This is a genomic window from Pseudomonas sp. SWRI77, assembly GCF_014269105.1.
In the GTDB taxonomy this organism is placed as follows: domain Bacteria; phylum Pseudomonadota; class Gammaproteobacteria; order Pseudomonadales; family Pseudomonadaceae; genus Aquipseudomonas; species Aquipseudomonas capeferrum.
The window spans coordinates 272,485-298,371 of record NZ_JABWRV010000002.1 but is presented as its reverse complement, the minus strand read 5'-3'; the positions used below and the strand labels follow the sequence as shown (position 1 = coordinate 298,371).

22 protein-coding genes are annotated in these 25,887 nt (G+C 62.8%); 12 read left to right on the top strand and 10 right to left on the bottom strand.

Features of this window, described 5'->3' with window-relative positions; all coding sequences use genetic code 11:
* Positions 1-36: 36 nt before the first annotated feature.
* Positions 37-693 carry an HAD-IA family hydrolase gene (locus HU766_RS03805; protein WP_033698046.1) on the bottom strand — a complete coding sequence of 219 codons (657 nt, stop codon included), beginning with the start codon at positions 691-693 and terminating at the stop codon, positions 37-39.
* Between the two features lie 93 nt (positions 694-786).
* On the opposite strand from HU766_RS03805, the gene lexA reads away from it, so the two are divergent.
* From lexA to HU766_RS03785, 4 genes are read left to right on the top strand one after another with little or no spacing between them, the layout of a single operon-like run.
* The gene (lexA, locus tag HU766_RS03800) at positions 787-1,404 is read left to right on the top strand and encodes a transcriptional repressor LexA (protein WP_033698044.1); all 618 of its coding nucleotides are present in this window, start codon (positions 787-789) and stop codon (positions 1,402-1,404) included.
* A complete protein-coding gene (gene imuA / locus HU766_RS03795; RefSeq protein WP_047583090.1) occupies positions 1,404-2,024 on the top strand; it encodes a translesion DNA synthesis-associated protein ImuA in 621 nt (206 codons plus the stop codon). The genes lexA and imuA overlap by 1 nt, the downstream gene beginning before the upstream one ends.
* A 6-nt stretch (positions 2,025-2,030) precedes the next feature.
* Entirely contained in the window at positions 2,031-3,449 is a 1,419-nt protein-coding gene (locus HU766_RS03790; RefSeq protein ID WP_186653626.1) for a DNA polymerase Y family protein, read from the top strand.
* Positions 3,446-6,526: an error-prone DNA polymerase gene (locus HU766_RS03785; protein WP_186653624.1), complete on the top strand. Its 3,081-nt coding sequence runs from the start codon at positions 3,446-3,448 to the stop codon at positions 6,524-6,526. Before HU766_RS03790 ends, HU766_RS03785 begins: the two co-directional genes overlap by 4 nt.
* A gap of 133 nt (positions 6,527-6,659) precedes the next feature.
* On the opposite strand, the gene HU766_RS03780 is transcribed toward HU766_RS03785, so the two are convergent.
* Together HU766_RS03780 and HU766_RS03775 are read right to left on the bottom strand one after the other, a co-directional pair.
* Positions 6,660-7,481, bottom strand: coding sequence for an aldo/keto reductase (locus tag HU766_RS03780; RefSeq protein ID WP_186653622.1), 822 nt, complete (start codon positions 7,479-7,481; stop codon positions 6,660-6,662).
* Positions 7,469-8,374 carry a LysR family transcriptional regulator gene (locus tag HU766_RS03775; RefSeq protein WP_186653621.1) on the bottom strand — a complete coding sequence of 302 codons (906 nt, stop codon included), beginning with the start codon at positions 8,372-8,374 and terminating at the stop codon, positions 7,469-7,471. Before HU766_RS03775 ends, HU766_RS03780 begins: the two co-directional genes overlap by 13 nt.
* Positions 8,375-8,514: 140 nt before the next feature.
* Between HU766_RS03775 and HU766_RS03770 the strand changes: the two genes are divergently transcribed.
* The 5 genes from HU766_RS03770 (at position 8,515) to HU766_RS03750 (ending at position 12,854) form a co-directional block, all read left to right on the top strand.
* On the top strand, positions 8,515-9,213 hold the full coding sequence (locus HU766_RS03770) for a CoA transferase subunit A (RefSeq protein WP_033698034.1): 699 nt from the start codon (positions 8,515-8,517) through the stop codon (positions 9,211-9,213).
* Between the two features lie 35 nt (positions 9,214-9,248).
* The gene (locus HU766_RS03765) at positions 9,249-9,905 is read left to right on the top strand and encodes a CoA transferase subunit B (RefSeq protein WP_186653619.1); all 657 of its coding nucleotides are present in this window, start codon (positions 9,249-9,251) and stop codon (positions 9,903-9,905) included.
* A 92-nt stretch (positions 9,906-9,997) separates the two neighbouring features.
* A complete protein-coding gene (locus HU766_RS03760) occupies positions 9,998-11,422 on the top strand; it encodes a TIGR00366 family protein (protein ID WP_186653616.1) in 1,425 nt (474 codons plus the stop codon).
* Positions 11,423-11,509: 87 nt separating this feature from the next.
* Positions 11,510-12,052, top strand: coding sequence for a helix-turn-helix domain-containing protein (locus HU766_RS03755; RefSeq protein ID WP_186653613.1), 543 nt, complete (start codon positions 11,510-11,512; stop codon positions 12,050-12,052).
* Positions 12,053-12,062: 10 nt separating this feature from the next.
* Positions 12,063-12,854 (top strand): AraC family transcriptional regulator, encoded by a 792-nt coding sequence (locus HU766_RS03750; protein ID WP_186653610.1) that lies wholly within the window; start codon positions 12,063-12,065, stop codon positions 12,852-12,854.
* On the opposite strand, the gene HU766_RS03745 is transcribed toward HU766_RS03750, so the two are convergent.
* Entirely contained in the window at positions 12,847-13,428 is a 582-nt protein-coding gene (locus tag HU766_RS03745; RefSeq protein ID WP_186653605.1) for a LysE family translocator, read from the bottom strand. The genes HU766_RS03750 and HU766_RS03745 overlap by 8 nt on opposite strands.
* Positions 13,429-13,684: 256 nt before the next feature.
* Between HU766_RS03745 and HU766_RS03740 the strand changes: the two genes are divergently transcribed.
* Positions 13,685-15,256, top strand: a complete 1,572-nt coding sequence (locus tag HU766_RS03740) for a TerC family protein (RefSeq protein WP_186653598.1) — start codon at positions 13,685-13,687, stop codon at positions 15,254-15,256.
* Here the strand turns inward: HU766_RS03740 and rarD are convergent.
* Together rarD and HU766_RS03730 are read right to left on the bottom strand one after the other, a co-directional pair.
* Positions 15,219-16,106 (bottom strand): EamA family transporter RarD, encoded by an 888-nt coding sequence (rarD, locus tag HU766_RS03735; protein ID WP_033698026.1) that lies wholly within the window; start codon positions 16,104-16,106, stop codon positions 15,219-15,221. The genes HU766_RS03740 and rarD overlap by 38 nt on opposite strands.
* Before the next feature lie 33 nt (positions 16,107-16,139).
* Positions 16,140-17,726: a cyclic diguanylate phosphodiesterase gene (locus tag HU766_RS03730; RefSeq protein ID WP_186653594.1), complete on the bottom strand. Its 1,587-nt coding sequence runs from the start codon at positions 17,724-17,726 to the stop codon at positions 16,140-16,142.
* Positions 17,727-18,027: 301 nt separating this feature from the next.
* On the opposite strand from HU766_RS03730, the gene hppD reads away from it, so the two are divergent.
* On the top strand, positions 18,028-19,104 hold the full coding sequence (gene hppD, locus HU766_RS03725) for a 4-hydroxyphenylpyruvate dioxygenase (RefSeq protein ID WP_033698024.1): 1,077 nt from the start codon (positions 18,028-18,030) through the stop codon (positions 19,102-19,104).
* Positions 19,105-19,122: 18 nt separating this feature from the next.
* Here hppD and HU766_RS03720 read toward each other — a convergent pair whose 3' ends face one another.
* Positions 19,123-19,929 (bottom strand): CSS-motif domain-containing protein, encoded by an 807-nt coding sequence (locus HU766_RS03720; protein ID WP_186653590.1) that lies wholly within the window; start codon positions 19,927-19,929, stop codon positions 19,123-19,125.
* A gap of 132 nt (positions 19,930-20,061) precedes the next feature.
* Entirely contained in the window at positions 20,062-20,748 is a 687-nt protein-coding gene (locus HU766_RS03715; protein ID WP_186653588.1) for a type 1 glutamine amidotransferase domain-containing protein, read from the bottom strand.
* 159 nt (positions 20,749-20,907) lie between these two features.
* Between HU766_RS03715 and HU766_RS03710 the strand changes: the two genes are divergently transcribed.
* Positions 20,908-22,974: an ATP-binding protein gene (locus HU766_RS03710; RefSeq protein WP_238338554.1), complete on the top strand. Its 2,067-nt coding sequence runs from the start codon at positions 20,908-20,910 to the stop codon at positions 22,972-22,974.
* Between the two features lie 6 nt (positions 22,975-22,980).
* On the opposite strand, the gene HU766_RS03705 is transcribed toward HU766_RS03710, so the two are convergent.
* Together HU766_RS03705 and HU766_RS03700 are read right to left on the bottom strand one after the other, a co-directional pair.
* Entirely contained in the window at positions 22,981-24,585 is a 1,605-nt protein-coding gene (locus HU766_RS03705) for a response regulator (RefSeq protein ID WP_186653586.1), read from the bottom strand.
* 112 nt (positions 24,586-24,697) lie between these two features.
* On the bottom strand, positions 24,698-25,753 hold the full coding sequence (locus HU766_RS03700; protein ID WP_186653584.1) for a tetratricopeptide repeat protein: 1,056 nt from the start codon (positions 25,751-25,753) through the stop codon (positions 24,698-24,700).
* Positions 25,754-25,887 lie beyond the last annotated feature (134 nt).

Here is a 25,887-nt window from a genome sequence, read left to right as displayed (position 1 = left end):
CAGCGCCTAGAGCGCTCAAGGCATGCGCCAAAGCCATCACCCCATCGATTCAATCAACGCCCACAACCGCGGATCATCAAAGTCCCGAATCACCAACCCAGCACCCGCCTCCATCAGCCGTTCGGCTGTCTGCGTCGTGGCAACTCCCACCGTAAAGATACCCGCCCCGCTGGCAGCCCGGACCCCAGGCAGCGAGTCCTCGAAGGCCAGCGCCTGACCGGCCACCGCGCCAAGGCGCTGCAGCCCGGTCAGGTAGGGCAGCGGGTCCGGCTTGGCACGTTCAAGCTCTTCGGCCACCAGCACATGCTCGAAACGTGCCCCCAGCCCCATGGCCTGCAACATGTGCTCGGCATTGAGCCGCGGCGCGTTGGTGACCACGCACATGCCCAGGCCATAGGCCTGGGCGTGCTCCAGCAGGCGCAACAGCCCTGGCATCGGCTCGAGCGATGGCGCCAACGAGCGGAACAACGCCTCTTTGCGGTCTGCCAGTGCCAGGCACTCCTGTGGGCTGGCATCGGCAAACAGCTCGGCGAACAGTTCGCCGTTGGCCCGGCCACTAACCTGCGCATCGAACTGGGCCTGGGACAGTTCGCGGCCATCATGCTCACGCAGCAACTGGCGGAAAGCCTGCAAGTGCAGGGTATCGGTATCGGTAAGGGTTCCGTCGAGGTCGAACAGCAGGGCAGTCAGCATCAGGTATCCAGGTATGAAAAAACACAAGCCCAACGATCATAACCAAAGCTGACGACGAAGGGGGCTGTTCAGTGCGCTGGGAAAAGAGTACAAATGTGCTCCATGGACAATATGACCCCCAAACGCCGCGCCATTCTCGAATTCATTCGTGAGCGCATCACCGACCACGGCCAGCCGCCGAGCCTCGCCGACATCGCCACGCGCTTCGGCTTTGCCTCGCGCAGTGTCGCGCGCAAGCACATCACCGCCCTGTGCCAGGCCGGTTACATCGACGTCACGCCAAACCAGGCGCGTGGCATTCGCCTGGCCCAGCCCCTGCGCCGCCCGGAAATACTCGAAGTGCCCGTGTTGGGCCAGGTCGCCGCAGGTGCGCCGATCGGCCCGGACCTCGGTATCCACGAGCAATTGCTGATCGACCCCAGCCTGTTCCGGCGCACTCCCGATTACCTGTTGAAGGTGCGCGGTGACTCGATGATCGACGACGGCATCTTCGACGGTGACCTGGTCGGCATTCGCCAGCAGGGCGAGGCCCGTGACGGGCAGGTCGTGGTTGCCCGCCTGGACGGCGAGGTGACCATCAAGCGCTTGCAGCGCCAGGCCGGTGGTTACCGGCTGCTGCCACGCAACCCGGCCTATGCGCCGATCGATGTGGGGCCTGAACAGGCGTTCTTCATCGAAGGCGTGTTCTGCGGCCTGCTGAGGCGCGACTGATGGGCGCGGTGGTCGATCTCGACAGGCTGCTCGACCAGCGTCAGGTCTGGCGCGGTCGGCAGGTTCAGGCTCGGCCCCTGGGGTTGCAGCCCACCGGCCATGCCGCGCTGGACCAACGCCTTGCCGAGGGCGGCTGGCCGGCCGCAGCGCTCAGCGAACTGTTGCTGGCCAGCCCCGGTTGCGGTGAGCTGCAGTTGCTGTGGCCTTCGCTGGCACGCCTGACCGCTGAAGGCGGGCGGGTAGTGCTGGTCGCGCCGCCGTTTATTCCCTTTGCCCCGGCCTGGCAGGCAGCGGGGGTGGATTTACGCTGGCTGGTTCAGGTCGCCGCCGCCCCGGTCGACGCGCTCTGGGCGGCTGAGCAATGCCTGCGCTCGGGCAGTTGCGCCGCCGTGCTGTGCTGGCCAGAACGCGCCGATGACCGTGCACTGCGGCGCCTGCAGGTGGCCGCCGAGACCGGCCAGGCGCTGGCCTTCGCCTGCCGCCCGCAGCAGGCGGCAAACAACCCGTCGCCAGCCGCTTTGCGCATTGCCATCGACACCCGGCCAGCACAATGGCGCGTGCTCAAGAGCCGAGGTGGCATGCCCCCGGCGCTGCCCATCGCCTGCCCCGGGCAGGGCTGATGCATCATGCTCTGGGCCTGCATTCTGCTGCCACAGCTGGCGCTGGACACAGTGCTGCGTGAACGCGACGACCCCGATACGCCACTGGTGCTGATTGGCGGCCCCACTCAGCGGCGCGTCTTGCAGGCGGTCAACCCCGCTGCTGCGGCATTGGGCCTGCGTGCCGGGCAGACCCTGACAGCAGCCCGTGCCCTGGCCGATGGCTTCACCTGCGTGGAGGCCGACGGCAAACGCATCGAACAGTTGCAACAACTGCTGGCAGCCTGGGCCTATCGCTTCAGCGCCCAGGTGAGCCTGCATTACCCACGGGCGCTGCTGCTTGAAGTAGGCTCCAGCCTGCAATTGTTCGGCCCCTGGCCCTTGTTCGAAGCACGGCTGCGCCAAGAGCTTAGCGAGTTGGGCTTGCGTCAGCGCATTGTGCTGGCCAGCAACCCGGTGGCGGCGCGCATGCTCGCCAATGGCCACGATGGCTTGGCGGTGACCTGCGCCGAAGAAGCGCGCGCAGTGCTGGCACGCATGCCAATCGAGCGTGTCGGGCTGCCTCAGGAGGCCGCCGAGGCCTTTGCCCGCATGGGGCTGCGCCAGCTCGGCCAGGTCATGGCCTTGCCTCGCGATGCCCTGGCCAAACGCTTTTCTGCCCAGGTACAGCTGCACTTGGACCAGTTGCTGGGCCTGCGTAACCTGGGGTTGGCTTTCTACCAGCCGCCTGACCGCTTCGAAGCGCGTCTGGAGCTGAACTTTGACGTTGAATCGCACCAGGCGCTGCTGTTCCCATTGCGCAGAATGCTCAATGACCTTGGCGCCTTCCTGGCCGGACGCGATTGCGGCGTGCAACGCTTCTGCCTGCACCTGGAGCATGCCGATGGGCCTGACACGCAACTGCAGGTGGGCCTGCTGGCGGCCGAGCGTGATGCCGGCATGCTCTTCGAGTTGGCCAAAGGGCGGCTGGAGCCGCTGCAGCTGCGCGCCCCGGTACGCAACCTGCGCCTGGTCGCCGATGACTTGCCACCCTTCGTGCCCCAGCACCAGGCGCTGTTCGACCCCCGCGCGCAGCAGGCGCAGCCTTGGGAGCAGCTGCGTGAGCGGTTGCGTGCGCGCTTGGGCGATGAGGCGGTAAAAGGGCTGAGCGCCGAGGCCGACCATCGCCCCGAATGTGCCTGGCAAGCGGTGGAGCAGGGCGCACGCGCGAGCCTGCAACTGATGCCAGGTAGCCGCCCCGGCTGGCTGCTCCCGACGCCTTTGGCACTTGACGACGCAGGGCTCCGCTTGTTGGGCCAAGCCGAGCGCATCGAATCGGGCTGGTGGGACGGTGGCGACGTGCGTCGCGACTACTACCGCATCGAAACCCGCGAAGGGCTGCGTGGCTGGGCCTACCGTGACCTTAGCCAGCCAGGTCCCTTGTGGCTGCAAGGTTGGTTCGCATGAATACATTCGGCTATGCCGAATTGCATTGCCTGTCGAACTTCAGCTTCCAGCGGGGTGCGTCGAGTGCCGATGAGTTGTTCCGGCGTGCCCGCGAGCAGGGCTACCAAGCCTTGGCGATCACCGATGAGTGCACCCTGGCCGGTATCGTGCGCGCCTGGCAGGCGGCCAAGGAGCACCAGCTACAACTGATTGTTGGCAGTGAAATACGCCTGCAGGATGGCCCCAGGCTGGTGCTGCTGGCGGAAAACCTGGCGGGCTACCAGAGCCTGTGCGCACTGATTACCCGTGGGCGACGGCGGGCGGAAAAGGGCGCGTATCAGGTGTTCGGCGATGACCTGCGCGCGCACAATCAAGGGTTGCTGGCGCTATGGATTGCCGACGACCCCGATGACTCTGCGCCTGGCTACTGGCTGCACACGTTGTTCGCCGAGCGGCTCTGGCTGGCGGTGCACCTGCACCGTGGCAGTAATGATGAAGTGCGCCTTGGCAAGCTTCGCGAACTGGCGGGCAAGGTCGGTATCCGCGCCGTGGCCTGCGGCGACGTGCACATGCACGTACGCGGTCGCCGTGCCCTGCAGGATTGCATGACCGCCATCCGCCAGCACTGCCAGGTAGCCGAGGCCGGGCGCCACCTGTTCGCCAATGGCGAGCGCCACCTGCGCACCCCGCAGCAGCTGCAGGAGCTGTACCCCGCCGATTTGCTGGCCGAGACCCTGGCCATTGCCGAACGCTGCCGTTTCGACCTCAGCGAACTCAAGTACCAGTACCCGCGTGAGCTGGTGCCCGAAAGCCATACCCCCGCAAGCTGGCTGCGCGAACTGTGCGAGCGAGGCTTGCCGTTGCGCTGGCCGGCCGGGCCGAGCGACAAGGTGCGCGAAGTGCTGGCACGGGAGCTGGCATTGATCGAAGAGCTGGCTTACGAAAGCTACTTCCTGACCGTGCACGACATCGTCGCCTTCGCCCGCAGCCAGCATATCCTCTGCCAGGGCCGGGGTTCGGCAGCCAACTCGGTGGTGTGTTTCGTGCTGGGGATTACCGAACTCGACCCCATGCAGCACCGCCTGCTCTTCGAGCGATTCCTGTCACGCGAGCGCAACGAGCCGCCCGACATCGACGTGGACTTCGAGCACGACCGCCGCGAAGAAGTGATCCAGTACGTGTTTCGTCGCTATGGCCGGCATCGCGCCGCACTCACCGCAGTGGTCAACACCTATCACGCTGCCGGTGCGGTGCGTGATGTGGCGCGGGTACTGGGGCTGCCGGCCGATCAGGTGGATGCACTGGCCAAGTGCTGCGGCCGCTGGAGCGATCGCATCCCCGATGCACAGCGCTTGGCCGAAGCGGGTTTCGAGGCCAGCAGCCCATCGTTGCGGCGGGTGCTGATTCTGGCCGCTGAGCTGATCGGCTTTCCCCGGCACCTGTCGCAACACCCTGGCGGCTTTGTCATCTCGCAGCAACCGCTGGACCAACTGGTGCCGGTGGAAAACGCCGCGATGCAAGACCGCACGGTGATCCAGTGGGACAAGGACGACCTGGACATGGTCGGGCTGCTCAAGGTCGATGTGCTGGCCCTGGGCATGCTCAGCGCCTTGCGCCGTTGTTTCGACTTGCTGCAACGCCACCGTGGCCGGCAGCTGACCTTGGCGAGCATTCCAGCTGAGGACCCGGCTACCTACGCGATGATCAGCCGGGCCGAGACCATGGGCGTATTCCAGATCGAATCACGGGCGCAAATGGCCATGTTGCCTCGGCTCAAGCCCACCACCTTCTACGACCTGGTGATCGAGGTGGCCATCGTGCGCCCCGGGCCGATCCAGGGCGACATGGTCCACCCTTACTTGCGCAGGCGCCTGAAGCAGGAACCGGTCACCTACCCCTCGCCGAAGTTGCAGGAAGTGTTCGAGCGTACCCTGGGGGTGCCGCTGTTTCAGGAACAGGTCATGGAACTGGCCATGGTGGCTGCCGACTACAGCCCGGGCGAGGCCGACCAGTTGCGGCGCAGCATGGCCGCCTGGAAGCGCCACGGTGGGCTGGAGCCGCACCGTGAGCGGCTGATACAAGGCATGTTGCGCAATGGTTACGACTTGTCGTTTGCCGAGCGCATCTTCGAGCAGATCAAGGGCTTCGGCAGCTATGGCTTTCCTGAGTCTCACGCGGCCAGCTTTGCCTTGCTGTGTTATGCGAGCAGTTGGCTCAAGTGCCATGAGCCGGCCATTTTCACCTGTGCGTTGGTCAACAGTTGGCCCATGGGTTTCTACAGCCCCGACCAACTGCTGCAGGAGGCCAGGCGCCAAGGTATCGAGGTGCGGCCGGTGGATGTGTTTCACAGCGAGTGGGATTGCACGCTCGAGTGCGTGGCTGACAATGCCCTAGCCATTCGCCTGGGGTTGCGGCAGATTCGGGGCTTTGCCGAGGCCGATGCTCGGCGCCTGGAGCAGGCGAGGGCGCAACGGCCCTGGCGCGATGTCGAAGATCTGTGCCTGCGTGCAGGGCTCGACCAGCGTGCCCGCGCCCGCCTGGCGGACGCCGGGGCACTGAGGGCCCTGGCGCGTGACCGCCACCAGGCGCGCTGGCAGGTGGCGGCGGTGCAACCGCAACTGCCCTTGTTCGCTGAAGTGGACGCAGCGCCAGAGGGCGCGGTGGCGCTACCGGCGCCGACCGTAGGTGAAGACCTTGTCAGCGATTATCAGACCTTGGGTACCACGCTTGGGCCACACCCGTTGACACTGCTGCGCCCACGCTTGCGCGCCTTGGGCTGTCGCAGTTCGTGCGAGCTGGCTGCTGTCGAGCATGGCGACAGCATTGCCGTGGCCGGGCTGGTGGTGGGCAGGCAACGCCCGCAAACCGCCAGCGGGGTGACGTTCGTGACGTTGGAGGATGAGTACGGCATGGTCAATGTGGTGGTGTGGCGTGACTTGGCCGAGCGGCAGCGGCGAGCATTGGTGGGCTCGCAATTGCTCAAGGTGAGAGGGCGGCTGGAGCAGGAGAATGGCGTTCGCCACCTGATCGCCCGGCGGCTGGAGGATGTCAGCCCCTTGCTGCAGGGGCTGGATGTTCGTAGCCGCGATTTTCACTGAGTGTGTAGGAGCGGCCTTGCGTCGCGAAAGGGCTGCGCAGCGGCCCCGGCATTATATGCGGTGACGCTGAAATCCTGGGGCCGCTGCGCAGCCCTTTCGCGACGCAAGGCCGCTCCTACAAGGGCGGTGTCGGTCAGACCATCGCCAACCGTTGTTTGCGGGCCGGCGGTGGAAACGCCCGGTCGATTGCCCGTAGGTCTTCGCTGCTCAAGGTCAGCACACCCGCCGCCGCATTCAGCCGCACATGTTCTGGTGCTACCGCCTTGGGAATGGCGATCACCCCATCTTCACGGGTCACCCAGGCCAGACTGACCTGGGCCGTTGACGCGCCATGGCGCTCGGCGATCTCCAGCAGCACAGGATGCTGCAGCAACTGCCCGGCCTGAGCCAGTGGGCAGTACGCCATGGTTGGCAATGCACGCTTCTGGCTCCACGGCAGCAGGTCGAACTCGATGCCGCGCTGCGTCGGGTTGTACAGCACCTGGTTGGTGGCGCAATCGGGGTTGTTCAACTTGCGCAGGTCATCGACGTCGAAGTTGGACACCCCCCAGCGCTTGATCTTGCCCTGTTCGCGCAGGCGCTCGAACGCCTCGACGGTCTGCTCAAGTGGATGCTGGCCACGCCAATGCAGCAGGTACAGGTCGATGCAGTCGGTACCCAGGCGTTTGAGGCTGCGCTCGCAGGCAGCCGGCACGCCCCGCGTACTGGCATTGTGCGGGTAGACCTTGCTGACCAGAAACACCTGGTCGCGACGCCCGGCGATGGCCTGGCCGACCACTTCCTCCGCGCCGCCCTCGGCATACATTTCAGCGGTATCGATCAGGCTCAGGCCAAGCTCGATACCCTGTTGCAGGGCAGACACCTCTGCTGCACGGCGGCCGGGGTCTTCACCCATGTACCAGGTGCCCTGGCCAATGGCCGGAACGCTCGAACCTGCCAGTTTCACGTGTCGCATGTCACCTCCGGGATCAGGGTATGGGAAAGCAGTACCTCGAGCAGCGCTTGCGCTGCGGTGGACAATTTGTGCTCGCTCAGGGCAATGACACCGATGCGCCGTTCAACCGAGGGCTCGACCAAGGGCAGGCAGCGGGCGCCGAGCTCCTGCATCTGGTTGATGCACAGCGCCGGTACTGCGCTGACGCCCAGGCCACTGGCAACCATGCGCCCAATAGTCGACAGCTGATGGCTTTCGAACGCCACTGCCAGTTTGCCGTGCCTGGCCGCAACGTTCTGTTCCATCAGCAGACGCACCGCCGAAGGGCGCTGCAAGGCAATGAAATCTTCGGCCAGCAGTTGCGCCCAACTGACCCTGGGCAACAATGCCAACGGTGAGTCGGCGGGTACCACGGCGACGAAGCGGTCCATGTACAACGGGTAGAAGGCCAGGCCATCGGTGTTGTCCGGTTCGAAGCCGATGCCCAGTTCGACGCGACGATGGCGCACCAGTTCCAGTACCTGTTCGTTGATCACATCGTGCACGGTGACGTTGACCTTCGGGTAGCGCTGGCGAAACACCTTGAGCGAGCGGGGCAGCAAGTTGCCTGCAAAAGCCGGCATAGCCGCCACTGAAACCCGCCCCAGTTGCAGGGTGAAGCGCTGGCGCAGCAGTTCTTCGGTGTCGTCCCAGTCGGCCAGCAGGCGCCGCGCCAGTGGCAGCAGTACTTCACCTTCGGCCGTCAGGCTGACACTGCGGGTGGTGCGGCTGAGCAAGGCGCCGCCGAGGTTTTCCTCAAGGGCCTTGATGGTCAGGCTCAATGCCGGTTGCGAAACATGCAGATGCTCGCCGGCCTGGGCGAAGCTTTGGTACTTGGCCACGGCGACGAAGGCGCGGAGTTGCTTGACGTTCATGACGGGCCTACTGTTTGTTTTGAAAACGTTATCAATCAATGATGAAAACAAAATTAACAAATCAGTCGTCTGCGGTGAAGATGTCAGCACACGCTCACCGACAGCCTCGTCGGTTCAACAACTACAAAAGGCGGATCAACATGGCCGGACTGGACAAGCGCGTAGCAACCTATGAAGAGGCCCTTGACGGCCTGACCGACAACATGACGGTACTGGCCGGTGGCTTTGGCCTGTGCGGCATCCCGGAAAACCTCATCAACGAGATCAAGCGCCGTGGTGTCAAGGGCCTGACCGTGGTCTCCAACAACTGCGGTGTCGATGGTTTCGGCCTGGGGGTACTGCTGGAAGAGCGCCAGATTCGCAAGATGATCGCTTCCTACGTGGGCGAGAACGCCGAATTCGAACGCCAACTGCTCAGTGGTGAACTGGAAGTCGAACTCACCCCACAAGGCACCCTGGCCGAAAAAATGCGCGCCGGCGGCGCTGGCATCCCGGCCTTCTTCACTGCCACCGGCTATGGCACCCCGGTCGCCGATGGCAAGGAAGTGCGTGAATTCAAAGGCCGCCATTACATTCTCGAAGAATCCATCACCGGTGACTTCGCCATCGTCAAGGGCTGGAAGGCCGACCATTACGGCAACGTGGTGTACCGCAACACCGCGCAGAACTTCAACCCGCTGGCGGCCACCGCCGGCAAGATCACCGTGGTTGAAGTGGAAGAGATCGTCGAACCGGGCGTGCTGCTGCCCAGCGAGATCCACACCCCCGGTATTTTCGTGGACCGCGTGATTGTCGGCACCTTCGAAAAGCGTATCGAAAAGCGCACCGTCAAGGCCTGAGCGCCATCCTTCAGAACAACAAAGAGATCCTGACCATGGCACTGACCCGCGAACAGATGGCGCAACGCGTCGCCCGTGAACTGAAGGACGGCTACTACGTCAACCTTGGCATTGGCATTCCGACCCTGGTGGCCAACTACGTACCCGACGATATGGATGTCATGCTGCAGTCGGAAAACGGCTTGCTCGGCATGGGCGAGTTCCCTACCGAAAGCGCGATCGATGCCGACATGATCAACGCCGGCAAGCAGACCGTTACCGCCCGCCGTGGCGCCTCGATCTTCGATTCGGCGCAATCGTTCGCCATGATCCGTGGCGGCCACGTCGACCTCACCGTGCTGGGCGCCTTCGAAGTGGATGTGCAAGGCAACATCGCCTCGTGGATGATCCCCGGCAAGCTGGTCAAGGGCATGGGCGGCGCCATGGACCTGGTGGCCGGTGCCGACAACATCATCGTCACCATGACCCACGCCTCCAAGGACGGTGAGTCCAAGTTGCTGGAGCGTTGCAGCCTGCCGTTGACCGGTGCCGGTTGCATTCGCAAGGTACTGACCGACCTTGCCTACCTGGAAATCGACAATGGCGCCTTTATCCTGCGCGAGACGGCGCCGGGGGTGAGCGTCGAAGAAATCATCGAGAAGACCGCCGGCAAGCTGATCGTGCCGGATGATGTGAAAGAGATGACGTTCTAACCTCTGCTGTGATCATCAACCCTGTGCGAGCGAGCTTGCACAGGGTTTTTGCTGTTGATTCAAGATCAGTTCGACAAAACCAATAAAAGGACATGACTGTGGCCGCTGAAATCCAAGACAGCCGTTCCGCCCGCTTTGCCTTGCGCTGTTCCAACTGGGCTGAACGCTGGTTCCCTGATTCCTGGGTATTCGCCGCCCTTGCGGTAGTGCTGGTGTGCCTGGGTGCCCTGGTGATGGGCGCCAAACCGACCGACACCGCCAAGGCCTTCGGCGATGGTTTCTGGAGCTTGATCCCGTTCACCATGCAGATGGCGTTCGTGGTCATTGGCGGCTATGTGGTGGCCAGCTCGCCGCCTGCCGCTCGGCTGATCGACCGCTTGGCGCGTATCCCCAGCAACGGCCGTTCGGCGGTGTGCTGGGTTGCGCTGGTCTCGATGCTGGCCTCGTTGCTCAATTGGGGCCTGTCGCTGGTCTTCGGAGGCCTGCTGGTGCGCGCCCTGGCGCGCCGCACTGACCTGAAAATGGATTACCGCGCCGCTGGCGCCGCTGCCTACCTGGGGCTTGGCGCGGTATGGGCGCTGGGCCTTTCGTCTTCGGCGGCGCAACTGCAGGCCAACCCGGCCAGCTTGCCGCCGTCGATTCTGTCGATCACCGGGGTGATTCCGTTCACCGAAACCATCTTCCTCTGGCAGTCGGGGGTCCTGCTGGCGGCGCTGGTGATCGTATCGCTGGTGGTGGCCTATGCCACCGCCCCAGGCGCGACCAGCGCGCGTACGGCGGAACAATGCGGCGTCGACCCAAGCTTCACCGCACCGCCACCAGCCCAGCGCAGCCGGCCCGGCGAGTGGCTGGAGTACAGCCCGATCCTGACCTTGCTGCTGGTGGCCCTGGCCGGTGGTTGGCTGTACCAGGAGTTCGCCACCAAGCCTGCAATCACCGCCATCTCCGGGCTTAACACCTACAACTTCCTGTTCATCATGCTGGGTGCCTTGCTGCACTGGCGCCCGCGCAGCTTCCTCGATGCGGTGACCCGTGCCGTGCCCACCACCACCGGGGTGCTAATCCAGTTCCCGTTGTATGGCTCGATCGCGGCGATCCTCACCCAGGTCAAGGGCGTGGACGAACAGACCCTGGCCCACCACATTTCCACCTTCTTCGTACAGATCGCCTCCCACGATACCTACGCCGTGCTGATGGGCGTGTACTCGGCAGTGCTGGGCTTCTTCATCCCCTCGGGCGGGGGCAAATGGATCATCGAGGCGCCCTATGTGATGCTGGTGGCCAATGACCTGCAATATCACCTGGGGTGGGCCGTGCAGATCTACAACGCTGCCGAAGCCCTGCCAAACCTGATCAACCCGTTCTACATGCTGCCGCTGCTGGGCGTGCTGGGCCTCAAGGCGCGCGACCTGATCGGCTTCTCGTTCGTGCAATTGCTGGTGCATGCACCCTTGGTACTGGTGCTGCTGTGGGCGTTGGGTACGACATTGCAGTATGTGCCGCCCGTGATGCCTTGAGATCAGGGCCAGCATTTCGCGCGCAGTCCACGTATCATCGGTGCGCGCGAGCCTTGCATCTGCCTTCGCCTGGGAAAACTGCGTCACATGTCTATCCGATTGAAATTGCTGAGAAAGAAACTGGGCCTGACCCTGGAATTGCTGGCCGAGAAAACCGGCATGACCAAGAGTTACCTGTCCAAGGTCGAGCGTGGCCTGAACACGCCGTCGATCGCTGCGGCGCTGAAGCTGGCGCGGGCGTTGAACGTCAATGTCGAAGAATTGTTCGCTGAAGAACAAACCGCGCAGCACCGTTACAGCCTGGTGCGTCATGCTGAGCGCCAGGCCCTGGTGGGCGACGGCACAGGGCCGGGGTACGCGGCACTCACCAGCCAGGTGGGGCAGCGCAGCCTGTTGCCGTTCCTGATCCAGCCGCCGACCGAGTTCAGTGACCCGACGTTCAAGGAGCACCAGGGCGAGGAGTTTCTGTTCGTTCATGCAGGCCAGGTAGAGGTGGATTTCATGAACGAACGGGTGCTGCTGGAGCAGGGTGATGCCTTGCATTTCAATGCCCAGACGCCGCACCGGCTGCGCTCTGTGGGGCCGCAGCCGGCGCAGTTGCTGGTTGTGGTACACGACGACGGCGAATGAGGGCAGGGTGATGATCGAGGTGTCGCGGTTCTGGCGGGATCCGGCATTGCCCTTCGTCGAAGCCCGGCGCGTAGGGGACGGGCGCCAGGTGTGCTACGCCGCCCACTCCCATGAGAGTTTTTCCATCGGCGTCATCACCGGTGGGCGCAGTACTTACCTGACCGGCGATAGCCAGATCGAAGTGAGCGCCGGTGCTACGGTGCTGATGAACCCTGGGGTTGTGCATACCTGCAACCCCATTGAGGGCCAGGCCTGGTCTTACCTGATGCTGTTCGTGGATCTGCCATGGCTGCAGGCGCTGGGTTTTCAGCTGCCTTTACAGACCTGCAGCACCTCGACGCGCCTCTATAGCCGCGTTTTACAGGTATTTGCAGACCTGTTCGACGACGACCTGACTGATCGTGAAGGCCGCGTAGCGACATTTTTTGACACACTGCCAAGCCTGCTAGGTGCCACGCCAGCTTTGAACGTGCCGGAACACCCTCGGCTGGACGCAGCTGCTGCCTTCATTCGCGCACACCGTACCGACCCACTGAGCCTTGAAGACATCTGCATGGCCAGTGGCTTATCCCGGTCTTACCTGATTCGGGCCTTTCGCCAGCGTTTCGGCCTGACGCCCCATGGCTACCTGGTTGACCAACGCGTGCAGCTCGCCCGGGCGTACCTGCGCAAGGGCCGTGCTATTGCCGAAGTGGCACTGGCGGCCGGTTTCGCCGACCAGGCGCACTTGCAGCGTGCGTTCAAGCGACACCTGGCGGCAACGCCGGGGCATTACTGCAAGAGTGCTCCGTCGCTCAGATGACCAGATACGCAGCACTGGCAACCAACAACACGGCCAGCCCGCGGTTCAGCAAGCGCATCTGCCGGGGGTTGCCCAGGCACTGGCGAATCACGCTTCCGGCCCATGCCCAGCTGGCCACCGAGACAAAACAGATCGGCCCATAGATCCAAGTGAATAGCCACAGCAGTTGCTGTTCGCCGCCGGTGTAGGCGCCGACACCCGCCACCGCCGCCAGCCATGCCTTGGGGTTGAGCCACTGCATCGCTGCGCCATGCCAGGCCGAGGGCGCGCTCTGCCGGTGCTCGCCACCTAGCTGGCCATCATCGCTGGCCAGTTTCCAGGCCATGTACAGCAAAAAAGCCACCCCACCCCAGTGCAGTAGCACGCCCAGCAGCGGCCAGTGCAGCAGCAGTTCATGCAGGCCCAGCCCGACCAGTACCAGCAGCAGGCAGAACCCCAGCGTCGCACCGGCCACATGGGCCAGGCTAGCGCGCAGGCCATGACGGGCACCGCTGCCCAGGGCGACGATGTTGACCGGGCCAGGGGAGATCGAGGCCGCCAGCGCGAAAGCGGCCATGGACAAAGACAGACTCATGAGGGCAATCCTGTGAGGGGAGTTGCCGAGCATCTTCGGGCTGCGGTGCTCTGGCGTATTGAACAAAAGTCCCCAATGAGCTGTTACAGGTTTTGTAATAGTTTCTCACTGTCAGAAAAACCTGCTGTGATTGTACGATCGCTTACCCAATTTCTACCCAGGTAACTATGAGCACCTTCGCGGAGCCCCCCAGTCTTCGGCCTTCTCGGCCATCCTTCAACCGTCCCTGTGACGCTTCCCTTGTGAGTACCCGGTAATGGAATGGCTAGCCGACCCCACGGCCTGGCTAGGCCTGTTGACGCTTATCGTCCTCGAGCTGGTGCTGGGTATCGACAACCTGGTGTTCATCGCCATCCTGGCCGACAAGTTGCCGCCCCATCAGCGCGACCGTGCGCGGATCATCGGTTTGAGCCTGGCGCTGATCATGCGCCTGGGCTTGTTGGCAAGTATCTCGTGGATGGTGACGCTGACCGCGCCGCTGATCGAGGTATTTGGCAAGAGCTTCTCGGGCCGTGACCTGATCATGCTGTTCGGTGGTGTATTCCTGCTGTTCAAGGCCACCATGGAGCTGCACGAACGGCTTGAAGGGCACGTCACTCAGGCCAGTGGCGTGGTACGCCACGCGGCGTTCTGGCCGATTGTTGCGCAAATCGTCGTGCTCGATGCGGTGTTCTCGCTGGACGCCGTGATCACCGCCGTGGGCATGGTCGAGCAGCTGTCGATCATGATGATTGCGGTGATCTTCTCGATCGGCATCATGATTGTCGCCAGCAAACCGCTGACCCGCTTCGTCAACGCCCACCCGACAGTGATCATGCTGTGCCTGGGCTTCTTGATGATGATCGGCTTCAGCCTGACCGCCGAAGGCCTGGGCTTCCATATACCGAAAGGCTACCTGTACGCGGCCATTGGCTTCTCGATCCTGATCGAAGTGTTCAATCAGTTGGCCCGCGCGCGCCGCAAACGCAGCCTGCAGCAGCATCGGCCGCTGCGTGAGCGTACTGCCCATGCGGTACTGCGCCTGCTGGGTGGCCGTCGGGTCGAGGCCGACGAGGTGGGCGAAGAAATCGCCGACCTGGTCGGGGGCGGCGGCGAAGAGGTGCTGTTCGACCGCCGGGAGCGGGTAATGATCAGTGGTGTACTGAACCTTGCCGAGCGGCCGATCCGCACGGTGATGACCGCACGCACCGAAGTCGATGTGATCGACCTTGCGCAGCCGGCCGCGGCCATAGCCGAAGCCCTGGCGAATTCGCCGTACTCACGCCTCCCGTTGATCCGCGATGGTCGCATCGATGAGCCGCTGGGCTTCGTGCACAAGAAGGAGTTGTTCAAGGAGCTGCTGTCGGGAAGCCAGCCAGACCTGGAGCGCATGGCGCGGGCCCCTTTGAACCTGCTGGAAAGCTTCAGCATCCTCAACGCCCTTGAACAGATGCGTGGCCAATCTACCCATATCGCCTTCGTGGTCAACGAATTCGGTGATTTCACCGGCCTGCTGACCATGACCGATATCCTTGAGTCGATTGCCGGTGAGTTGCCAGATGCCAGCGAAGTGGAAGGCCCGGGTATCGTTGAGGAGGGTGAAGGCTTTGTCGTCAGCGGCGCCCTGAACCTCAGCCAGGTCCAGGCACGTACCGGCTTCAGTGCCCGTGCCACCGAGGATTACCAGACCCTCGCGGGCCTGGTGATGAGCTTGCTGGACCGCCTGCCGGTGGTGGGTGATCGCTTGGCCTGGAATGGCTGGATCATGACTGTGGAGGCTGTTGAAGAGCGGCGCGTGCGCCAGGTACGGCTTATACCGAACGGCGACGCTGACGCAGCAGGTGCTTGAAACCTTCCACAACCAGTACCAGCACTGCGGCCCAGATCGGCAGGTAAGTCAGCCACTGATCCGGGCCGATGCTTTCACCCAGCAGCAGGGCCACGCCCACCAGCAATACCGGCTCGACGTAGCTGAGCAGGCCAAACAGGCTGAACGGCAACAGACGGCTGGCCAGCACATAGGCGATCAGGGCCGAGGCGCTGATCGCTCCCAATACCGGGATCAAGGCGTAAAGGCCAGGGTGGGCAAGCAGGTCCGCCGCTGACAACGGCCCCTGGATCACGAAGTACAGCGCCCATGGCAACAGCAGGCACATGTCGCACCACAGGCCGCCCAGGTGGTCGGTGCGGCAGCGTCGGCGCAGCACGAAGTAGATCGGGTAGCCGATCATCACCACCAGGGTTTCCCAGGCGAAGCTGCCATGCTGGTACAGCTCGTGCCCGACCCCCAGCGCAGCGCAGCACACCGCCACCTTCTGCAGGTGCGACAGGCGTTCGCCGTAGACCAGGCGGCCGGTCAAGACCATGGTCAGCGGCAGCAGGAAGTAGCCCATCGACACTTCCAGGCTGCGCCCATGCAGCGGTGCCCACAGGAACAGCCACAGTTGCACCCCCATAAGCCAGGACGTACCGACCATCCCCAGCAGCAGCACCGGTGTGCGCCGCACCCGCGCCAGCAGCTCGCCGACCCGTTTCCAGTCCTTCGAGGCCAGCATGAACAGGGTGAGGCAGGGCAGCGTCAACAGCGTGCGCCAGCCAAAGATCTCTTCGCCATCGAGCGGCGTGAGCAGGGAGGTATAGAAGTACATCACAGCGAACAAGCAAGACGCCATGACCGATGAAAGGATGCCTTTTGACACGAATGCCTCGAATAGGGGAGTTGAGCGTGTGGATCAGCCGCGCATGATCTCAGGGGGCGCGTCCTGCGGCAACCGCGAGACACCGGAGCGTGCGGCCAGCGCTTCGAGGAACGCCTCTGCCGGCATGGGCCGGGCGAACAAGTAGCCTTGCTGGAAATCCACCGCGTGTTGGGCCAGGTAGTCGCGCTGGGCCTCGGTTTCCACGCCTTCGGCGACGATGCCCAGGCCCAATTTGCCCGACAGCTCGATGATGGTGTCGAGGATGTGCAGGGACAGCGCGTCGACACCGATCATGGCGACGAAGCTCTGGTCGATCTTCAGGTAGTCGACCTTGAACTGGCGCAGGTAGTTGAGGCTCGACTGGCCCGTGCCGAAGTCATCGAGGGCAATCATCACGCCCATATCATGCAGTTTCTCGAACAACTCCAAGGCCACTGGGGTGGCTTCGATCAGCTTGCGTTCGGTCAGCTCCAGGGTCAGTGCCACCCGGCCGGGTGGAAAGTGCTGAAGGAAAGTCCGGCAGTCGTCGAGCAGGCTCAGGTCGCGGCAATGGTCGGCGGTGATGTTGATGCCGATGTGAAAGCCATCTTCCAGCAGCGCGGCATACGGTGCCAGGCTCTGCGCGGTGTGCAGCATCAGCGCGCGGGTCATGGCGACGATCTGGCCGCTGTGTTCGGCGTAGGGGATGAACAGGTCGGGGCGCACCAGGCCTTCCCGTGGGTGGTTCCAGCGCATCAGCACTTCGGCGCCCGCCCAGCGGTAATCGCCCTTGCGCACCACGGGTTGGAAGTACGGCAGAAATTCGTCAGCCTCAAGGGCGCGCTGCAACTCGGCACGTGGCGAGGTGGCACGGCGAATTTGCCAGTGGCACGCGGCCCCAGCCAGCACGCCGAGCACCATCAGCAAGCTGAGCAGGGCGGGGTAGTGGCTGCGCAGCAGCTGGCCTTGCTTTTCGGCGCCATAGCCGCCGTACACGCTGAACGGGTAGCGGGTCGAGCTCAGCGTCACGGCGGCAGTCGCAGCCGTGGGGGGCACGCCTTTGTGGACGATACCGTCCTTGCCCATCCAGTCGTTGCCGACGCGAATCTGCAACGTATCGTCCGGGCCGATAAGGCGCAGGGCCGTGAGCAGGTGGTCGCCATCCACGGTGCTGATCGCCCCGTGGTCGCCCTCGCTGGCCCGGTACACCAGCAGCGGGTGGCCCGGCGTCACCGAGTTGCCATCCATCAGCCAGAGCGTGCCGTTGGTGTACTCGCCCGCGTCGACGACCTCATCGAACTCCCCGAACAGCGATGAACAATACAGCGTGTTGTGCTGAAAAAGGTTGGTCGAGCGGACGAAGGCATTACGGGTGACCTGGCCACGCAGGGCCAGTTTGACCTGTGTGCAGGGGCTACCTGCCAAGGGCAGCAGCGCGTGGGCGGTGCTGGACAAGCTGTCGAGAATGCGCTCGACATGCTCGACCACTTGGGTGGCGGTGGCATGGCTGCTGGCGCGCAGGTCGCGATCGATCTGCCAGTTCATCACTGCCAGGCCACACGCCACCGGGACTACGCCGATCGCCCAGGGCAGCAGGGTGCGCCAGCTCCAGCCGGCGCGGCGTCTAGTGGTAAGGGGCATGCTGGCCTAATGTGATGGAAGGTAACGTGCAGAGGATAGCCGCTTGTCAGGGAGCGTGGCTAACTAAAGCGCGACAAAGCAATTTACGCACTGTAGAATCCGGTTACGAATACAACAATAAGGTTCTCCACCTCCGGAGAATCAAGCCCGCCGAGAATGGGTCCATATGACAAACCATGGGTTCAAACTGATCATTGGTGACTTCCTCGCTCGCAGCGTGCGCGGCATCCCGTGCTCACCGCCTGTTCTGTTCTACATCCCCGGAAATCACTAATTTTTCGCTGTAGATGAGGACAAGAACATGGCAGATATTTTCGAAAATCCAATGGGCCTGATGGGCTTCGAGTTCATCGAGCTGGCATCGCCGACACCTGGCGTGCTCGAGCCGGTTCTGCAGATACTCGGTTTCACCAAGGTTGCCACCCACCGTTCCAAAGAGGTGCACCTGTACCGTCAGGGCGGTATCAACCTGATCCTGAACAACGAACCCAAGAGCATCGCCTCGTACTTTGCCGCCGAACATGGCCCATCGGTCTGTGGCATGGCGTTCCGCGTGCGCAATGCCCATGAAGCCTATGCCCGCGCTTTGGAGCTGGGCGCCCAGCCGGTGGAGATCGAAACCGGCCCGATGGAGCTGCGCCTGCCGGCGATCAAGGGCATTGGTGGTGCGCCGCTGTACCTGATCGACCGCTTTGAAGAAGGCAGCTCGATCTACGACATCGATTTCAACTTCATCGAAGGTGTGGATCGCAACCCTGTGGGTGCGGGCCTGAAGATCATCGATCACCTGACCCATAACGTCTACCGTGGGCGCATGGCCTATTGGGCCGGTTTCTACGAGAAGCTGTTCAACTTCCGCGAGATCCGCTACTTCGATATCAAGGGCGAGTACACCGGCCTGACCTCGCGTGCCATGACCGCACCCGACGGTATGATCCGCATCCCGCTCAACGAAGAGTCGTCCAAGGGCGCCGGGCAGATCGAAGAGTTCCTGATGCAGTTCAACGGTGAAGGCATCCAGCACGTGGCCTTCCTCACCGATGACCTGCTCAAGACCTGGGATGCGCTGAAGGGCATTGGCATGCGCTTCATGACCCCACCGCCGCAAACCTACTACGAAATGCTCGAAGAGCGCCTGCCAGGCCACGGTGAACCGGTGGATCAACTGCAAGCGCGCGGCATCCTCCTTGATGGCGCCGCAGAGTCGGGTGACAAGCGCCTGCTGCTGCAGATCTTCTCGGAAACGTTGCTTGGGCCGGTGTTCTTCGAGTTCATCCAGCGCAAGGGCGATGATGGCTTTGGCGAAGGTAACTTCAAGGCGCTGTTCGAATCCATCGAACGGGACCAGGTTCGTCGGGGCGTATTGAGCACCGACTGATCCAACCGGGTACCGCCGTCAGGGTTTTACGGCGGCGGTACCACGCCTGTTGCCCCGCGCCCGGAACAGGCCCCAATAGATGATCGAGCCGGTCACTATGCCTACCAGCACCAAAGAAGGAAGAATCTGCAGCATCGACTGGCGGAGTTCCTGGGCGCTGTACCCATGGGCGTACCCCCCCGTGACGGCATATCCATACTTGGCAGAAACTGCCCGTACCGTGTACTCGGACTGTGAAGGCCGATTCGGGTCGCGGCTGTCTCCATGGCTCCAGATGTACTGGTCGCCGAACTCCAGAAGCAGCGTCAGGCCATCCTGGAATGCACGCAATTCGTTGCGCAGTTCCGAGGCATTGCCTGTGACGATCACACTGGGGTTTTGCCCCGGCACTTGAAAGTGAGTCACCAGCGTGGTGGGCAACACGGGTGAGTCGATCGCCAGCTCAACCCCCTGCCCGGATTGGGCGAAAGCTGACAGATGCTCCAGCGACTCGGTGTGGGTGCTGCAGTATGCTTGCTGGTCTTGCGTCAGCGTCAATGAGCGTAGCAAGGGATCGCGGGCCACCTGGTCCTGCAATGTACTGATGACATCCGCGCATGCCTTGCCAGCCAGAGGCTGGGCAAGCAACGCGGTGCTATGCATGCGCTCCAGCACCTTGTCGATGGTGAACACCGCTTCCTGAACCGAGATCTGTGCGTTTTCCTCAAGCTTCTTTTCCAGTTGAAACACCATCACCAGCAACCCGGAAACCACCGGTACCAGGCCGATCGCCATGATTAGCAGCAACTCCAGCAAACTGCGCCCGGCATGCATGATTTTCGACATAGGCCATTGCTCTCCAGTCTGATGCTGCCCGTGTTGGACAGATGAGCTGAAAGCCTATGTATTCAACGGTATGTCGGATGTAGTCCGGGTGCGGCATGAACGCCGGGAAATCGGGTAATCAGGCGTAAGTTGTCACTTTGCCTTGAGTCTCGCGAGCACCTTTTCAGCCAGGTCAGCCGTGGATGCGGGGTTTTGCCCGGTAATAAGGCGATCATCGCCGACCACGAAGGGTTTCCATGGGTCATCGTGCTTGCTGTAAATACCGCCACGGGCAACCAGTTCGTTTTCGGTGAGAAAGGGCACTACCTTGTCCAGTTCAACCAGTTGCTCTTCGATGTTGGAAAAGCCCGTGACCTGTCGGTCTTTCACCAGCAGGCTGTTGTCACTGAGCTTGATGTTCAACAGACCGACGACGCCGTGGCAAACAGCCGCGATGATGCCTTTGTTCTCATAGATCTTGCGTGCGAGGTCTTGAACCGGTTTGCTCTCGACAAAGTCGTACATCACGCCATGCCCGCCGGTGTAATAGATGGCGCTGTAGTCGTCAGCCTTGACCAGACCTGGGCTCAGGGTGGCGCCCAGGCGGCTCATGAACCGCTTGTCGTCATACCACTGCCAGTCCAGGTCGGGGGCCATCTGCAGGCTGTGCGGGTCGACCGGTACGTAGCCACCCTGAGGGCTGACATAGTCAACTTCGTAACCGGCCTTCTCGACTTTCTCGACAAAATGCACGGCCTCGCCCAACCACAGCCCGGTTGCCCGCTTGAGGTTCGGGTACTTGGCCGTATTGGTCAGCACTACCAGCACTTTCTTGCTCATGACCACACTCCCGTCGGCAGCCTGTAAGGGACCGTTATTCCATGGCTCAGTGGAAAACCTAATGAGCATAGCTGCCACATGCCGGTACGCCATTAAAGCAGCGCGCGCTGTGCTACCTTGAACAGCATTCGCCACCCAGAACACCATGGAGTCACACATTTGGTCGCTAACGGCACGCCCCGCGAAGCTGCGTCACAGGCCATCCTGCTGGCGCCCAACACGGCAACGGTCGATCCCATGGGCGAGCGCATCGCCCAATTCGATTGGGGGCGCACCGCGCTTGGGCCATTGCCACGCTGGCAGGCCTCGCTGCGTATTGCCGTCGACATGATGCTGTTGTCGCCATTTGCCTGCGCGGTGGTGTGGGGGCCTGACCTCAGCGTGATCCATAACGACGCCTATCGAGCGCTGCGCCTCGGCGGCCAGGATGTACTGGGCAAAGCGTTCGACGCGGTCTGGAGCGATGCCTGGCAGACCATGGGGCCTTGGGTGTTCAAGGCACTCGAAGGGCGCTCGAGTTTTGTCGAGGACCCGCCCATGCGTATCGCTTGCGGCCAGAACGGCGACCCCGTGTGGTGTGCCTTCGGCTACTCTCCGATTCGTGACGAGCAGGGCAGCGTTGCGGGTTTTCTTCACACACTCATCGAAACCACGGCAAATGTCGAGGCGTATCACCATTGGCGTGAGCAGGCCGAGGCCTTTGAAAAACAGCTCGGAAGCTACATGGCCGATCGTGAACAGATCTGGCAACTGTCGCGTGATGCCATGATGATCGTCACCCGTGAACTGACGCTACACGCTACCAACCCAGCCTGGCACCGTATCCTGGGTTGGGGTAAGGACGCGGCGCAGGGCATGCCGATACTGGAGCTGATCCACCCGGCGGATCGCGCAGAAGTGCAGGTGGCGGTATCCGGCTTCGTGCAGGACAAGGCGCTCGAGCAGATCGATATCCGCCTGCGTCACCAGGATGGCCACTATCGCTGGTTTCGCTGGGCCGCCAAATTCGATGGCAGCTTGCTGACCGCCGTGGGCCGTGACATCACCGCCGACCGCGAAGAGGCCACCCGCCAGTCCGAGGCCCTGTTGCGCAACAGTGAACATCTGGAAGTCATTGGCCAATTGGCAGGCGGGATGGCACATGAAATGAACAACCTGCTGTCGGGTATCGGGGGCAGCCTGGAACTGTTGCAACGACGCATGCTGCAGGGGCGCCTGGAACGCATGGAGACCTATGTGGAGCTGGCGCGCGACTCGGTGCAGCGCGCCATGAACCTGACTCACCGGCTGCTGGCGTTTTCCAGCCATCAGCCCCTTGATCCCAAGCCACTGAATGTCAATCGGCAGCTGTCCTTGATCGAACCAATGCTGCTAAAGGCCCTGGGCGCGGAAATGAGCCTGCATTGGCAACTGGATGTGAGACCATGGACGGTCTGCGTTGACCTTACCCAGTTTGAAAATGCCTTGATCAACCTCTGCGTGAATGCCCGTGAAGCCTGCCTTGAGCGTGGCAGCGTCACTATCCGTACTGTCAATGAACGGTTGACTGCGCATTTCCCGGATGAGCAGGGGCTGCCGCCAGGCGACTACGTGGCATTGCATGTCGAAGACAACGGCCACGGCATGTCGGCGGCCGATGTCGCCAGAGCTTTCGAGCCCTTTTTCACCACCAAGCCCATGGGGCGTGGGTCGGGGCTCGGCCTGCCGATGGTCTACGGCTTTGTCGGGCAGTCGGGTGGTTATGTCTGGATCGAGTCGAACCTGAACGAAGGGACGAAAGTCTCCTTATTGTTTCCGCGCAGCCGTGCGTCGATTCCGGCAGAGGCACCGGCATGCCTGCCGGTCATCGAGCGTGTCCAGGGCGGGCGGCTGCTGCTGATCGATGACGAGGTCAACCTGCGCGCACTGATGCGTGAGTTTCTCTGCGAGCGTGGTTTTGCCGTCATTGAAGTTTCCGACGCCAATTCTGCACTGGACCGCTTTCGTCATGACGGGGCTTTCGACCTGGTCATCACTGACATCGGCTTGCCGGGTGGTTTCAGCGGCCGGCAAGTGGCCAAGGCCATGCGCATGCTCAAACCGACGCAGAAAATCCTCTTCATCACCGGGTATACAGATCAGCCGATCGAAGCCCAACTGCTCGAGCAGCCTGGCACCGCGCTGATGCTCAAGCCGTTCCCGCTGGAGCAATTGGCCAACCAGGCCCAGCACATGCTTGCCGATTGAGCCGGTTCAGGGCTCACCGAGTATCTGCGTCACCTGCGCCTGCAGCTGTTCGAGTCCGAATGGCTTGCAGATCAGGTGCATGCCCGCGCCAAGAAACCCCTCCCTGGCCATGGCCGTTTCTGCGTAACCGGTGATGAACAGCACCGGCAGGTCTGGGCGCAGGGTGCGGGCGATTTCCGCCAGTTGCCGCCCATTCATGCCGGGCAGGCCGACATCGCTGACCAGCAGGTCGATCCTTTGCGATGAACGCAGTATGTGCAGCGCTTCATTGGCGTTGGCGGCGGTATGACAAGGGAAGCCGTCTTCGCACAGTGCATGACAGAGCAACTGACGCACATGAGGGTCGTCTTCGACCACCAGCACGTCATGGCCCTTGCTGCCGGGCACAGGCCTTGGGGACGGGCGCTCGGGCTTTGCCTCGCCAACGTGCCGCGGCAAGTACAGGTCGACTTGGGTGCCATGGCCGATCTTGCTCTGCAGAGTCACATGCCCATGGGACTGCTTGCTGAAGCCGTAGACCATGGACAGGCCCAGGCCGATGCCCTGGCCAACGGGTTTGGTGCTGAAAAACGGTTCGAAGGCGTGTTCCAGTGTGCTCTGCGACATACCCTGGCCGTCATCGATGATGCTCAGGCGCAGGTATTCACCACTGTTCAGGGCGCCCCCCGCGAACTGCTCGTGCTCGACCCGCTGGTTGCTCGCCTCAATGCGTAGCAGCCCGCCGGTGGGCATGGCTTCACACGCATTGAGCAGCAGATTGTCCACGGCCTCTTGCAGTTGCCCGTCGTCGGCCTCAACTGGCCAGAGGTCGGCGGGCACATGCAGTTGCAGGGTCACTGAATGGCTGAGCCCAGCATTCAGGCGCTTAGGTTCAAGCAGCGTGTGCAGCTCGACGCGCTGAGTGTGCAGGGATTGTCTGCAGGAAAACGCCAGCAGACGGTGGGTCAACTGACCTGCGCGCGACACGGCCTCCTGGCCCATGCGCAAGATGCCCTCCAGGCTGTCGCTGCGGCCCTGCTTGAAACGACGCTCGATCAGTTCGAGACTGCCACCGATACTGGTCAACAGGTTGTTGAAATCATGAGCGATGCCACCGGCCAGTTGGCCGATGGCTTCCATTTTGCGGATCTGCGTGCGGGCGAGCTCTGTGCTGTGCTGTTCCTGGAAGCGTGCGTCCAGCCGCTGTTGCTCGGCTGAGAGCTGATCACGTGCGTGGTACTGATGGCGGCGGTTACGCTGCGCGATGCGGATCAGTTGCAACACTTGCCCCTCCTCGAGTGGGAAGAGCAACTGCATCAAGTTGCCTGTAGGCGGGTGGCTGGAGGCTGTGGCGGATGAGCTGACATCCATGATCAGCAGAATGGGCAGGTCTGACCAGCTGGGCTGCTGGTCGATAAAACCTTGCAACGGCGGGCTGGGCCCGTTGCTGAACGTCTGCTCCGTGATAATCGCCAGGGCTGCGCCTTCGATCAGGCAGTCGTGCAGGTTGGCGACGTCATGGGCACACAGGCTCTCGATGCCGGCGGTCGCAAGAAGGCGAGCGGTTTCCGCAGCAAGCTCTGGGGGTGCCAGGATCAAGGCACGTTCGTCCAACGCCAACGAACTGGCCAAAGTGACGCTCCTGTAGCAATAGGCAGGGCCGAGGCTTGGCCATGCCGCCAGTAGTCCGATACTCACTGGACCTCAGGCTGTCGCTTGGGGTTCAACGAATCTTGTGGGGGGGCTAAAGCCCCTGTTGCAGCACCGGATCGTCGGGATTTTGCCGTTCGAGTTCGGCGAGCAGCACCTGAACGTTCTGCAGTTGGCCGGTCTCTTTCCAGTACTGGATAAGCAACAGCCGCGCCCGGCGATTGGCTGGCTCGCGACTGAGCACGGTTTCCAACTGCTTCTGGGCAGCATCGACCTGCTCGAGTTCATGCAGGGTCACCGCCAGGGTAGTGCGGTACTCGGCGTTGTCCGGCTCCAGCTCCACCGCACGGGACAGGGCAAGCAGGGCATATTCGCGCTGTTCGTGCCGATTGAGCCAGAGCCCCAGCTCATACTGCAAAAAGGCAGAGTCGGGGCTCAGGAGCAAGGCTTTGGCCAGCACCTGGCGAGAAGCGTCGTGATGGCCTTGGCGCTCCAGCAGGCGAACCTGGGTTGCCAACGCGTCGACGTTGCCTGGGGCCACCGTCAGGGCCTGTTGCAAGGCAGCAGCGGCCTGGGTGTAGTCGTTTTCGTGCAGGTACAGGCGCGCCAGATGCACCTGAGCATCGGCGTCGTCGGGTTGTTCCTCCAGTGCCTGCTGGTACTGCTCCAGGGCTGACTGCAAGGGGCCGAAGTACAGGCCGATAGCGTCCGGGTCCAGGCCCAGCAGAGCGTCTACGGCCGCGAAGCGTACACTTTGCTCGGCGTCATCGAGCAAGGGGCCGAGTACCAGGCTGCGTTGTGCGGCCGGCAGCAAGCGGCGAATGCCGGCAATGGCTGCTTGGCGTACCAGCGGGTCCGCGTGTTCCAGGTCCAGGCGTGCGAGTTTCAGGGCCTGGGGGGAGGGGTAGTTGGGCAGCTCGGCGTACAGAGCCGCGCGGCGAATGGGGGCCAGGTCGTTACGTTGCAATTGCTGGTACAGCACCCGCGCAGCGCCTGGCAAGCCTTCATGGGCCTGGCGCAGCGCCTTGGCGTAACTGTGCGCGGGCAGCGTGGGCGGTGCCGGCTGGTCGTCTCGCTGCAGGTAGCCGATCATGGTGACCAGCAGAATCAGCAGCAGCAAGGCGATCAGGTAGCGGTTGCGTCTGGGCATCGGACGGTCCGTGGCGGCAGGAAGGGCAGAGCTTGGGCCAGCAACGGGTCAAATGCAACCGCTGAAGGCATGGCCGCGCCAAGGCCGTCATAGGCCCCGCAAGGCGCAAAAAAAGCCCCGCAGGCCAAGGCCCG